This window comes from Paraburkholderia caffeinilytica (assembly GCF_051027425.1).
Classification (GTDB): domain Bacteria; phylum Pseudomonadota; class Gammaproteobacteria; order Burkholderiales; family Burkholderiaceae; genus Paraburkholderia; species Paraburkholderia caffeinilytica_A.
Map to the genome: position 1 here is coordinate 440823 of NZ_CP186553.1, position 12674 is coordinate 453496.

At 56.3% G+C, this 12674-nt stretch carries 8 protein-coding genes; 4 read left to right on the forward strand and 4 right to left on the reverse strand.

Annotated elements, in window-relative coordinates; all coding sequences use genetic code 11:
- Positions 1-182: 182 nt before the first annotated feature.
- From ACOSV0_RS22550 to ACOSV0_RS22560, 3 genes are all read right to left on the reverse strand, one after another.
- Complete coding sequence (locus ACOSV0_RS22550; RefSeq protein WP_434113733.1) at positions 183-2258, reverse strand: acyltransferase family protein; 2076 nt, start codon at positions 2256-2258, stop codon at positions 183-185.
- Positions 2259-2800: 542 nt separating this feature from the next.
- Positions 2801-3913 (reverse strand): SDR family oxidoreductase, encoded by a 1113-nt coding sequence (locus tag ACOSV0_RS22555; protein ID WP_434113736.1) that lies wholly within the window; start codon positions 3911-3913, stop codon positions 2801-2803.
- Between the two features lie 1048 nt (positions 3914-4961).
- Positions 4962-5603 carry a trimeric intracellular cation channel family protein gene (locus ACOSV0_RS22560; RefSeq protein ID WP_434113739.1) on the reverse strand — a complete coding sequence of 214 codons (642 nt, stop codon included), beginning with the start codon at positions 5601-5603 and terminating at the stop codon, positions 4962-4964.
- A 640-nt stretch (positions 5604-6243) separates the two neighbouring features.
- Between ACOSV0_RS22560 and ACOSV0_RS22565 the strand changes: the two genes are divergently transcribed.
- Positions 6244-6537, forward strand: coding sequence for a hypothetical protein (locus ACOSV0_RS22565; RefSeq protein WP_434113741.1), 294 nt, complete (start codon positions 6244-6246; stop codon positions 6535-6537).
- 241 nt (positions 6538-6778) lie between these two features.
- Here the strand turns inward: ACOSV0_RS22565 and ACOSV0_RS22570 are convergent, their stop codons facing one another.
- Complete coding sequence (locus tag ACOSV0_RS22570) at positions 6779-8509, reverse strand: peptidoglycan D,D-transpeptidase FtsI family protein (protein ID WP_434113743.1); 1731 nt, start codon at positions 8507-8509, stop codon at positions 6779-6781.
- A gap of 521 nt (positions 8510-9030) precedes the next feature.
- Between ACOSV0_RS22570 and ACOSV0_RS22575 the strand changes: the two genes are divergently transcribed.
- From ACOSV0_RS22575 to ACOSV0_RS22585, 3 genes are all read left to right on the forward strand, one after another.
- Positions 9031-11415 carry a penicillin-binding protein 1A gene (locus tag ACOSV0_RS22575; protein WP_434113746.1) on the forward strand — a complete coding sequence of 795 codons (2385 nt, stop codon included), beginning with the start codon at positions 9031-9033 and terminating at the stop codon, positions 11413-11415.
- A 16-nt stretch (positions 11416-11431) separates the two neighbouring features.
- Positions 11432-11746, forward strand: a complete 315-nt coding sequence (locus ACOSV0_RS22580) for a hypothetical protein (RefSeq protein ID WP_434113748.1) — start codon at positions 11432-11434, stop codon at positions 11744-11746.
- Between the two features lie 237 nt (positions 11747-11983).
- Positions 11984-12673, forward strand: a complete 690-nt coding sequence (locus ACOSV0_RS22585) for a response regulator (protein WP_434113751.1) — start codon at positions 11984-11986, stop codon at positions 12671-12673.
- Position 12674 lies beyond the last annotated feature (1 nt).

A 12674-nucleotide genomic window follows, 5' to 3' on the forward strand; every position in this document is an offset into this window, starting at 1 on the left:
CTGCGAGAAGGCCGGATATAGAGATGCAGCCCATCTTTGTCTGTCGGAACACACGAAAACTGTTGCAAACGGGACGCGTTCATATAGTACGTGATGGTGGCTATACGCCCTTGGTGTCGTGGAAAGTTTTCCTTATCTCAGCGTCGGCAACTCGCAACCTATCTCCCAATACGACAATGTTATTATTGCGTGGCGGCATTCGAGGCATTCTTGATGAATGCCTCGAATGCCGGATACACAAGGCGTGCTCCATATCCGCTGATATGGTCGCTGTCGAAGAAGAGCGGATGGCCCGACGAGTACCCGCTGCATTGCAAAGCCGGTGGACATAGGAGCGGAAATGGATCCCATACCAGCGTATTGGGCACAGCCGCCGCAAGCCTTTGCAAGGAATCAATGATTGGCTTGCGCAATTCAAGCAGCGCCGAGCGCTTCATCTCAGTGCCAGGGCGACAGATTGGCAGCGACCGGTTATACGACTCGGCACACCGGTACAAAGGTGCCTTGAAGAGTGGCTTCGGAGCTTCGATTACAACGACCGCACCTTTCTCGCTTAACCGCTCCAGAACCTTCTTACCCTCGATGATTGCCTCAGCGCGTGCCTTGATTGCCGAGTTCCCAAAGATCTGATCCATCGTCTCCTTTTCAGGAAAAATGAAATACTGATCGACGAAGCGCGGCATGCGCAACGACGGCAAGAACACGACGTCGCCAGGTTTGAGCCTGCCGAGCATGTCGTTGACTGCAGCCGACGAATTCGCACGGCACAGTTCCGATGCCTCGCGTCCTGGCTGCAGACTGATGAACGGGCATCCACCGTTGACGTAGCTTGTCAGGCTTGAACCGGTTCTCATCACATACTCCTTGTACATGCCGACATAGGCCATCGAGTGGGAGTCACCGATCGCGTAGACACGCGGTGCCTCGGCCTCCGATGTACAGTTCTGCCGGGTGAACGTGGTCGAAAAGCTCATCCCAAGCGGAGTGTTCTCTGTTCCAATTGTGCAGCCGGCGTAAGCTGGATCGGTATCAGCGCCATACGGATACCAGTCGTTAGCATGCCGAGTGACGGTACTCAATGATATTCTAGGCTGAGCTTCGTTGACGAGCATTCCAAACCACGCACACATTCCTATAAATGCAAATCCGATCATGACGACAGCAGGTCTGGCCATACTGCTGAGGAATTTCAGGTTGCGGAACGGTTTTTCAACGAAGTAATACGACAGTGCGGAAAGTACAAGGGCAATCGCAAGCGCGGCGAGTCGGTAGGAGTCGCGATCCAGTCCGATTGTCCATCGAAACATTACAAAAATGGGCCAGTGCCATAAATACAGGGAGTACGAAATGCGTCCGATGAAAAGTATCGAGCGGCTCCCGAGCGCCCACATCACCGGGTTTGTGTGACTCTTGCCGTGGAGGAAGAAAAGCAGCCCCGTCGCTCCGACTACCGCGGGTAGCGCACCTGGGAACGGGAGTCGATCCGGCCGAGATGCTGCGAACGAGTATGCGATGAGCGCGATAGACGCCATTGCGCCGCAAGTGTACCAGCGTGGCGACGTCTGATCGGCAACGTCGAACCGGCGCCCCAGCAAATTCATCGTCTGAAACAGCAAGACCCCCACGGCGAGTTGCCAGAACCGGCTCGTGATCATGTAGAAGGCAGTGATCTTGTCTGTGTTACCCATCCATGCCGAGTAGCCGAGCGATGCCACCAGCGTCGTTGCAAACAGCGCGACAGTAAAGTTCCGCCATTTGCCAGCAAATGTCCATGCGAAGAACATTAACGGGAAAGCGAAATAGAACTGCTCTTCGATGCTGAGTGACCAAGTGTGCATGTATGGATTGAACTCGCCAACTGGCGAGAAATAGTCGTTGTTGGTTCGAGCAAGAATTAGGTTGCTCAAGCCGAAGAACGCATAGATGCTGGTCTGTTGATTGGTGCTGCTCAACCACGACATTGGGATCAGAAGTGCCGCGATGAAATTTGTCGTGAGCAGACAGACAATCAGTGCTGGCGCAATTCGCTGGATGCGGCGTGCGTAGAAAAAAGGTAAGAAATTCCAGATCGGAGATCGCTTGAGTGTGCTGACGGACGCACTGACAATGAAACCTGAGATTACAAAGAAGATGTCGACGCCAGCAAATCCGCCAGGTACCCACGCTGAATGCAAGTGGTAAAACACCACAGCGAGTACGGCGATGGCGCGCAAGCCGTCGACGTGCGGGAAATAGGCATGTTTAATGCTGGCTCGCATATGACCTCGTTTTTTGGGGACCGATCTGGTACAAAATGGATTGGCGAATCGGCAGGGTGTCTCTTAAATTCTTCTGCCGCCAGGGTAGTCCACATACCCGTCAACGCTAGGACTTTTGCAGACTTTCTCTAAGAGAAAATGCTGTTCGAGTTTGGGGAAGGATAGGGCTGTTGTCGCATCAGATAAATAAGAAATATTCTATTCGGATCAGAACTTTCCCTGATTCTGTCGAATAAGATGCATATTCCACCGAAGGGTACCGGCCATCCCACGCGAAGGCGATCGGTTTGAGATGACGCTGCGGGGCTGGAGTTTCTTACTCCGAGTTGGACGTCGTGGGGGGCGATTCAAAAATAGTGGACACATGTTGATCGTCCGCGAGCTCACGATGAAAGTACCTTAGACCTGTATCGGGCAGCAGCGGGTGCCCAGCGCTTGCGGAGGGCGGGCAGGGACGCCACGTTGCATTCAGCTGTGCGTCAACGGCAGATACTTCGAGAAAATATATGCGCGATCCGCTTCGAATTCAAGCCACTACGTTATCACCTATAGTCCCACCGCATCTGTTCGACGATCGATTCCCGCTGTGATGTTTCAATGCAACGGTGCACGTAGGTTCCAAATGAGCAAGGCACAAATCCGGTTTCATTACGCAGGCGGGTATTATCAAATACGTATCCCATCTGGGCAAACTTTGCGTACAGTCGGACGGCGCGTAACGCCAGACGTGCACCGCCTCCTGTAACCATGCCTGGAACTTTGTTGGCCAGCATTCGAGGGTCGATTTTCTCGATATACCTGTAGCGCTTACGCGCAGATTCTGCCTCTGCTGCTGATCGACAACTTCGAAGCAGAGGATAGAGTGTGGTCACTGTTTCCGCCCGGGAAACGCCGGCCGAAAGATGGTAAAGATTATAGGCAAGCTTGGGCTTGAAGGCGAGAAGGAGGATGGCCTCCGCACAGTCATCGGCCGAAATCACGTCGATATGATCCGACAACCTGCATGTAAAGGCCTCCATCTGTGCAATGATCCGGAATAACCAGAAAATGCTGCCGGACGGTTCGCAACCAAATCTTGTATGTCCAACGACGATGGAGGGACGCACGACAACCAGGGGGAGATCGGGCACCTGTGAGCGCAACGCCAATTCCGCCATCCCTTTCGAAAAAGTATAGGGCACTACGTGCGTTTCCTCTGGTGGAACGTGCCAGTTCTCGAAGATATGTTGACCGGCCCGCTCGCCGCACGACATGGCGGAGCCCACCTGAATGAACCTTTTCAGTCTAGGCATCTCGTCAAGTACCCTCGCGGCGAATGCAAGAACACCATCGACATTGGTTTCCCATAGCGATGGAGTACTGGAAAACGTCGTGAGGGCGGCACAATTGATCACCAACTCTGTACTTCTCTCTAGTGGGTCAACGGGGCCGGTGCGCAGATCAAACCGAACAATCTGCCGTTCCGAAATGCGCATCAGCATGTCGCGGGATATCCCGAAACGGGCCAGACTGCCACGGATACGATCAAGCCCCTGCGCCAAAGTGTCTGCGCGAACCGCAAACCGCGTGTCGCGCAGAAGCCCTCGGTCAGCCAGTGCGGCACCCACTGCGCCACCCACAAAACCGGTGGCGCCTGTCAATAAAATCTGCATCATGCACTCCTGCTGCAAAATATCTGGACGATCGCCAAGCCTCCTTCCTAGCCTAGGGTAATTGTCTCTGAATAACCACCGGCGCGGACTGGTGGCGTACTATTGGTTGGATCAGCGCGATCAATGGGCAATCGGAGTTCGCGGGTTGGAAATGCAATAGGGCTTCCTGTCTCATTTTGCGTCATCCGCATTCCAACGGTCTGTTTCCTTCGCGCCGACTGGAAATCGATGCGTCACACCCATGTCCTCATGAGAATGGCGATCTCACTGTCGGCGTAGTTGTGAAGCACTGCGGTTAGCGCGTGCCCCGGCAGAATCGAAGGTGATGCCCACCGGTTGATGGAGCGCTTGTAGAGCGCCACAGGCCGCCTTGTCGCGAATATGCGGACGGAAAGCTCACCTAGGACGTCGGATGGTGTGCGTGATTGATCTGGCGGGTGAAAACTGATCTCTTGTATTGCAGAAGATAAGCTATCCTGATTCAATCTGTTGGAGCCGTCTATATGTCGCTACCCAAAATCTTGTGGTGGACTTTTTAATATAGAATAGACCTCTGCGTCGCAGAAGCATGCGGGGCGGCACGTCCATACGCGATAGGGGGCAAACGATGCATTGTACCGTTCAATTCCAGCTTAAACTCGGGCGACCTCGCATCATCGTCCAATGATGCAACGACGCTGGAATTTGTTCCTGCTATAAACGCCACATCGACACCTGTGTCTTCGTCAGATGAAGCGAGGAGGCTGGCCCCGCGGGACACTGTCGCGCTGAATCTTGAGGAAGTCGCTGCCAGACCGATCTGCCGCCTATATTCCAAAACCGATGCCGAGAACATATTTGCCCTCCGCGTGCTACTGCCGATACATCCCAGCCGTCCGATGAGCAATTGAAACTCGCACGCATTCTGAAATTATCGGAGACGGACGAAGCAGATGCTATGGGATAGCTCTCAATCCTGTTTCCTGAACCGGACGAACATCGTATTCCACCGACCGACTTCTATGGGCAAGTCATACGGTGGGCAATGTCAGGTTGAGGGCCGGGACAGTATTTAGAAACGACGAGAGTCGTTTGCGACAATGGTGGTATGCGCGCTGCGAGATTTGGGAAGGCGCCAGCCCTGCCACACGGCAAGCATGCGTAGAGTGACACCGACGATCATGGCTGCAACTGCGGCCAGATCGAACGCCAGCCCCAGCTTTTGCAGGCCCATGAATACGGCACCCACGATCAGCGTAACGCTTGCATAGAATTCACCGTGCAGAACCAAGGGGGCCTCATTGCATAGAAGGTCACGAAGCACCCCGCCAATGATCCCGGTAATCATTCCCGCGACGACTGCTACACCCGGGTGAAGTGACAGAGAGAGCCCGACATTGCACCCGATCACCGTAAAGGCCGCCAAGCCGATCGCGTCTGCGACGAGAAACGTTTGACGCATCCGGGTAACCAAGTGAGCCATGATAGAGGTTATCAAAGCTGCCCCGACAGTAAAAACCAGATATTCCGGATGCGCTACCCATCCGAGCGGGTAGTGCCCCAGTAGTACATCGCGCACCGTTCCGCCTCCTAGAGCGGTCACCGTGCCCACCATGCACAGACCAAAGAGGTCGAACTCTTTCTTAATGCCGACTAGCGCCCCCGACATCGCTTCTGCAGTAATGGCGATGAGGTAGATAATGTGTAACCACATGCTCCTTCTCCTGACGTAAATGGGAGACTGCCATCCTTATGCATGGCGTCCTTCGTGAAAATGAGACTACTCTGAATGCCTTGGGAATGCATTCAGGATGGGCGTATTCTCACTGGTACGCGCCGGCGTAGGGCAGTAGCCTTCCGAGGGACTTCTTACTGGTTGGTACATGTGATCCGAGCCACAAAGAAAGCAGTATGCGCATGGCAACCGTGACCCATGTCGCCCCGACGGGCTCAATCAGTAGTGGTTTCCTAGAGTTACGACAGCTGTTTGTGCACGATGATACCCTGACTATCGACGATATCGCGTGGCGTCTCGGACGCAGTGGGAAAGATGTCCATCGCTGGGCGTTGCGCTGGTGGTGTTGTGCGTGATGTGAGGTTGTCAACCCAAAAAAGGGCGACCGGGAATGCTTCTGTCGGTGCATCCAGAAAGCAGGTAATCGAGGCATATCGTGCGCATTGCGGGCACGGGAGCCCGCAGTATGCATCGGTTTTTTCATTGTACGGGCGCCAAGGCCTCCGGAAACGGGCTTTGGCAACGGGCGGTGGGTGTCGCGTCGATTTCACCCGGCAGGATTCACGACCGTGGTACGTGCGGCGATTCTGGTTCCAGTAAATGGGCTCTCTTGATGGATATGAACAACGATTTGCAGCGCTGCATTGACCAGCTTGGTGCAGGGATGGATCTGATCCGCAAACTGCTTTGCATGCCGCTCGATAGTGCGACTCGCTATCACATAGCCGAACTGTGGGACGTCGTGGAGCAGGCAGAAGCGGCGCTGTTCGCCCACCGGGGCAGTATGGGTGTGCCGGGTGAACTATCCCATCTTTGTGCAAAGCTGGCGCGGTACCAGGCGCATGAAGCCGTCGAGCGCGCGCGAGGCCGCATGCCATGGCCTGACGCTGGCGCACCATCTGTCGACGGATAACAGATAACCGCTGGGCTGACATGCGTTGCGCAAATGGATGGTGCGCGCGAATCCTCCTGTACTTCGGCTCGGAGTCACAGTGTGGTCCCCTCAGGCTTATCTGTACACTTTGCGGTGCGGCGATTCCGTGTCGTCAGAATCGCTACGGTCGCGATCGCAACAGCAGATGAACAACGGGATGTAGGTAGATTAAATCTGGCCGACTTGCCCCTCCCGGGAGCCCTTTGCTGATACGCGGTTCTTACTTTTTAACAGTTGCGTGCACGCTTGAGGTCAACCGGTCCGGTAATATCTGTTGCAGACGCAACGTTTCTTTCATCACAGCAGCAAATACCGGCGCTGCGACGGTGCCACCGTAGACGGCGCCGTCCCTTGGTTCGTCAATCATGACCGCGACGATGATTTGCGGGTTACCCATCGGGGCCATACCGACAAAAGTCGCACGGTATTTCCCTTTGGCGTAGCCATGCCCCTCCTGCTTGCGCGTGGTCCCCGTTTTGCCCCCCACCCGATACCCCTCGATCGCTGCCTGCCGGGCGGTCCCGCCGCTGACCGTCAACTCCAGCGCCCGCCGTATGGCGGCGGCCGTCGCTGGCTTGATGATCTGCGCTGATGTGGGCACCACAGGCAAGCAGCCCAGCGTTGCAGGCACGAAAGCCCCATCGTTCGCAAACGCTGTGTATGACTGCGCAAGCTGCAGCAACGAAATCGACAGCCCGTAACCATAGGCCATCGTCGCCTGCTCGACGGGTAGCCAGCGACGCCACGGACGTAGTCGGCCCGCAGTTACAGCGGGCAGCGGAAGATCGGGGCGTCGTCCAAAACCGACGTTACTGAAGAAACCAGCCATGTCCTGAGCCCTCAATTTCAGTGCGATTCGCGCCATGCCAACGTTGCTGGATTTCTGCAAGATCTGCAGAACATTCAGATGCCCGTGATCGGCGGTATCGTGAATCACGTTCGAACCGATACGCATCGACCCTCCGGATGCATCGATGACAGTATCTTCCCGAACCACCCCGCGATCCAAGGCAAGCGCCATTGTGATCGGCTTGATTGTTGAGCCGGGTTCAAATTCATCAGCTACCACGCCGTTGCGCAGCACGCCTCTCACAAAACTTGCGCGATCATTTGGATCAAAGGACGGCCAGTTGGCCAGCGCCAGCAACTCTCCCGTATGGGCATTTAGTACCACCACTCCGCCTGAGTGCGCACGATGCTGCTGAACAGCCTGACGGATTGTCTGGGACGACAGACTCTGAATGCGACTGTCGACCGACAGGCAAACGCTCGCCCCATCGTCGGCTGACGACACGCTCACGTCCTCGACCTGCCGCCCCAAGCGGTCTGCAATGCCTTTTCGTACGCCAGCCTCCCCAGCCAGCACAGCATCACTAAATAACTCTACTCCCTCCTGCCCAGCCCCCCCGCGCCCCACGAATCCGACGATTTGCGCCATCTCGTCTTCCGGATAGAAGCGTCGCCACTGAGGCGTAACATGCACACCAGGGAGTCGCATGGACGATACAAGGTCCGCATTTTCTCGTGCGACATAGTTCTTCAGGATAACGAATCGACCGTGCTCTATCAGTTTCCGATCCAGCAGGGTTAATTTCAGGCCTAGTGCCTTAGCAAGTCGGGAGCGCATTACCGGCGACACGCCGATAATTTCCTCGGGATCCACCCAGACCTGCGCGAGCGGCATATTGAGTGCAAGCACTTTCCCGCTGCGATCAACGATTTCGCCCCGCTGGGGGAGCAGTTGCTCCACGCGCCCATAGCGCTTTTGCCCCTCCTGCACATAGAAAGTGCTTGCAACCCCCTGCACCCAGAGTGCACGTCCGGCAAGGATGGCATAACACAATGCAAATCCGAGCATCAGTAGGCGGGAGCGCCATCGAGACGATTCGGTACAGTTCAGACTTTGCTGGTAGGTTGGTTGGGCCTTCTCGTGACTGGAACGTTGCCTCATGCATTGATGCGCCGGATTTTCGAATCAGAAATCGTGCCATATTCCCGGTCCTCTATCGATGAGAATGTGCCCACTCATTTTTTGCCAATGCGGTGCCGGTTCGCTTTGAGGGGCGCGTGTGTATGATGTCTCGCCCTGTCGGCATCGACGAACTCAGCGTCACGCAAGACTGTTCTGATTGTGTTGCGACCAAGTATCCAGGAACATTGCCATGTTGTAACGATTGTGGCAGACGCTTGCCCGATGTTTTGCGAACGGTTTCAGGGGGGCGTGTGTTAACGGGAGCACCATACGCTTATTGTCGTCTATCAAGAAGGGCAGGTCATGGTGTAACGCAGTGTGCTCCCGTCTATATCATTGTTGGGCATTGGCTCGAGCGTTTGCTCTTGGTCAGCCTGCCCCAATCTTTGTAAAGTCACCGCAATTGCTTTTGTGCGTTTCTGCACGGCCTTGGTGTCCGAGTCGGTCGGCCCCTTGGTGTCTATCGGACGGGCTGGACGGTTCATTTCCTGCGTGAATACATGAATGCTGCTACCTCGACTCATCAAGCATTGAGGCGGTTATTTGCCTTTGCTGCCGGAAGCCTGCTCGGTTTGGCCCTGGTCCTGTCAGTCACAATTGGTTGGGCGGTGTGGCACACGTTGCAGCAGTTGCCCGATGCGGGGTCCTTGGCGCACTATCGGCCAGCCTTGCCGTTGCGCATCTGGTCGCGTGATCGTGTTTTGCTGGCTGAGTACGGCAATGAGCGGCGGGAACTCGTTCCCCTGCAGAAAATCCCGGCCAGAGTCAGGAATGCGTTGCTCGCTACCGAGGACGCCGGATTTTATCAGCACGGCCCTGTTGATTACGGTAGCCTCCTGCGCTCCGCGTTTGCCAACCTTGTTGTGCAGCAGCGAGCCCAAGGCGGAAGCACGATCACAATGCAGGTCGCCCGCGAATTCTATCTGTCGCGCGAGAAAACCTACAGTCGCAAACTGGCGGAGATCCTGATGGCGTATCGACTGGAATCCACCTTTGGGAAAGACCGTCTGCTTGAGTTGTACATGAATCAGATCTATCTGGGCGAGCATGCTTACGGATTTGCGGCCGCCGCATCAATCTACTTTGGCAAGACGCTGGATCAATTGACCGTTGCTCAGGCCGCGATGCTGGCAGGTCTGCCCAAGGCACCAGGAGCCTACAACCCGGTCGTGAATCCGGATCGCGCGACGCAGCGGCAACGTTACATTCTTCAACGCATGCTGACCTTGGGATTTCTAGGGGATGTTGAATACCGCCAGGCTCTGGCCGAAAAAACAGAAATCCGTTCGGCTGGCGACCCGGCTATTCAGGAGGCTGGCTACGTTGTCGAGCGCGCGCGGCGGCTGATGCTCGATCAGTACGGGGAGCAGGCGTACACCATGGGGCTCGATGTCACAACCACCATCGATATGCAGACGCAGCGCGGTGCCGAGCGTGCGTTGCGTCAGGGGTTGTTCGACGCGCAGGCTGGGCTTCCCTACGCGGGTCCCGAAGCGCGCCTGCCCCCCGATAGTTTGCCTGGTGCGCTCAGCGCCTGGCCAGATCTACTTCAGGAAAACGCGCGGCCATTACGTGCGGCGCTCGTAACCGGCGGCCAGCCGGGTCACCTCGATGCTGTGCTGCGTGACGGTACGGCTGTGCATCTACCCCTTGAAACACTGCATTGGTCGGTTTCCTGCATCGGTCAGAAGGCCTGCCTGTCACCCGGGGCAGTAATTCGTATTCAGCAGCAAACCGCACCCGACAGGCGATACCTTGGGCAACAGCGCTGGCGACTCGCCCAGCGCCCCAGCATGGAAGGTGCCCTGGTTTCCATGGACGTTCATACTGGCGATATCTTGGCCCTAGTCGGCGGGCTGGACTCCAGACTGAACAGCTTTGACCATGCCCTGCAGGCTTGGCGTCAACCGGGCTCCAGCTTCAAGCCGTTTGTCTGGTCTGCTGCGCTAGAACGGGGGTACTTCCCAGGCACCCAGGTTAATGATGCGCCCAGGATACTGGAGGCTGCGGAAACGGGAGCAGGGCGCTGGCAGCCCCGGGACTATGGCAACCATTATGAGGGATTTATCACGCTTCGGCGTGGCTTGGCCCGCTCCAAGAACCTTGTAGCTGTTGGTCTGATGCAGGCAACCGGGGCCGTCTTCGTCCAGCAGTTTGCCCAGCAGTTTGGCTTCGACGACAGGCGCAACCCGCCATCGCTGCCATTGGCGCTAGGGGCGGGCGCTGTCACCCCTCTACAACTGGCCAATGCCTATGCTGTATTTGCGAATGACGGCCTGCGCGTCGAGCCGCGCCTGATTGCTACCGTACGGGACCGTACCACTGGTACGCTGCTTTATCAGGCGGCGGATCAGCCGCCCCCCGTTCGGGCGATTTCCTCACGCAATGCGTTCATCATGGACAGCCTGCTTCGCGACGTGGTGGCACACGGTACTGCCCGAGGGGCGATTCTTTCCGGGCGCCATGATGTCGCGGGCAAGACGGGAACATCCAACCAGGCCCGGGATGTATGGTTTGCCGGGTATTCGTCGGGGTTGAGCACGGTGGTCTGGCTTGGCTATGACGACTCCCGCAGTCTTGGCAACGTGACCGGCGCTCGGCTTGCGCTCCCGGTCTGGGCCCGCTACATGCGTGTAGCGGTCGTTTCGCGCCCGGAATCGGCACGAACGCAACCGGACGGTATCGTCATGTATGACGGGGACTACGCATATCGGGAATACACCGAGGGCAACTGTCAGCCCGCCCAGCCGGACTTCATTCACAGTCCATTTGAGTGTAAGGCCGTGACTCCAGATGCATCATCGGAGCGGGTCGATGCAACTGAGCGTGAGCGCATCCTGCAGCTCTTCCGGGATAATGTGCCCCTTGATCAGGATGCTCGCTGAAATGTAGGATCATTGAATGGTAGCAGGCTTTGAGAGCAGTGGATTCCTGCTAACGCAGACCTTGTTAGCATTCCTTTTTCTTGCCGTTTTTTCCGCAGCCTGTATCTGGTACGTACAGGTATGGCAATGGTCGGACTGGGCTGCACTCGGGCTGCCAGTCATCTTTCTGATTGCCCTGTGCATCCAGCCTGCCTGGATCCTTGAGGCCACGGAGATCTGGCCGACGGCTGGCAGCTTTAGCAAAGCAAACATCTATGAGGCCCTTACCGGTCGATGCGTCGGCGGTATGCTTGGCATTATCTTTGTGCTGGTTGCAAGGCGAACACGATGAAGGTGCTTCGTGGCGCCAATGTCTGGTGCCCGACTGTGGTTGGGGACTCGCGGTACATCCCGTCAACTGGTCGCGTCCCACGATGCGCGTTGTTTGACTGTCCGAGCCGGTGCTTTCGCGCCTTATAATAAGGTGCGGATATATTCTGGCCTGACCCCAATCATTAAAAGGCTCAAACTGGCTATGGTACAGAGGAGCAGATTCCGGGGAGCAGGACAGGTCATTTTGGAGAGTGACATGCATGATCAGATTACGAGAGTGCTCATTGCGGACGATCATCCAGTAGTGGCTCAGTCGATTGCAAATATCCTGAGGCAAGAACCCGATTTGCAGGTGCTGGAGGCCGTCACTAGCGTACCTCAAATATTTGCGGCACTACGCGAAAGTCCGGTCGATCTGCTGATCACGGATTACTCGATGCCCGGAGTTGGGGTGTCTGACGGGCTGGTCATGCTCGAACAGATCAAGCGACAATTCGCAGAACTCAGGATCATCGTTTATACGGGCATTGAGAATCCGGCAATGCTGCGGACCATCTGGCAGTCCGGCGTGCATGGCCTAGTGTTCAAGGGTGCCTCGCTGGAGCAGTTCCTGAGCGCATACCGGCATGTCGCCGCGGGTAAACGTTTCACGGACCTGGATGTCTGTGGAGAACCCTTACTGTCTCCACCGTCCACAACCCGTCAGCTCAGTCCGCGCGAGGCTGAGGTGCTGCGTCTATTCCTGGGGCGAATGAGCATTTCGGATATTGCCCTTCACCTCGGGCGGAGCATCAAGACTGTCAGTAACCAGAAATGGGCCGCCATGCGCAAGCTGGGTTGCGAATCAGATCAAACGCTTTTTGAATTGTATGCGTCTGGCGGTCTCCGGGCCAGTTCAGAGCAAGTCAGGGGCGAGATTGATTCGCGATTGCCAGGAAAGCCATGAG

Coding starts and splice junctions, on each gene's coding strand:
- ACOSV0_RS22585 (WP_434113751.1), top strand. CDS start 11,984: ATGCATGATCAGATTACGAGAGTGCTCATTGCGGACGATCATCCAGTA.
- ACOSV0_RS22555 (WP_434113736.1), bottom strand. CDS start 3,913: ATGATGCAGATTTTATTGACAGGCGCCACCGGTTTTGTGGGTGGCGCA.
- ACOSV0_RS22550 (WP_434113733.1), bottom strand. CDS start 2,258: ATGCGAGCCAGCATTAAACATGCCTATTTCCCGCACGTCGACGGCTTG.
- ACOSV0_RS22560 (WP_434113739.1), bottom strand. CDS start 5,603: ATGTGGTTACACATTATCTACCTCATCGCCATTACTGCAGAAGCGATG.
- ACOSV0_RS22575 (WP_434113746.1), top strand. CDS start 9,031: ATGAATGCTGCTACCTCGACTCATCAAGCATTGAGGCGGTTATTTGCC.
- ACOSV0_RS22565 (WP_434113741.1), top strand. CDS start 6,244: ATGAACAACGATTTGCAGCGCTGCATTGACCAGCTTGGTGCAGGGATG.
- ACOSV0_RS22580 (WP_434113748.1), top strand. CDS start 11,432: ATGGTAGCAGGCTTTGAGAGCAGTGGATTCCTGCTAACGCAGACCTTG.
- ACOSV0_RS22570 (WP_434113743.1), bottom strand. CDS start 8,509: ATGAGGCAACGTTCCAGTCACGAGAAGGCCCAACCAACCTACCAGCAA.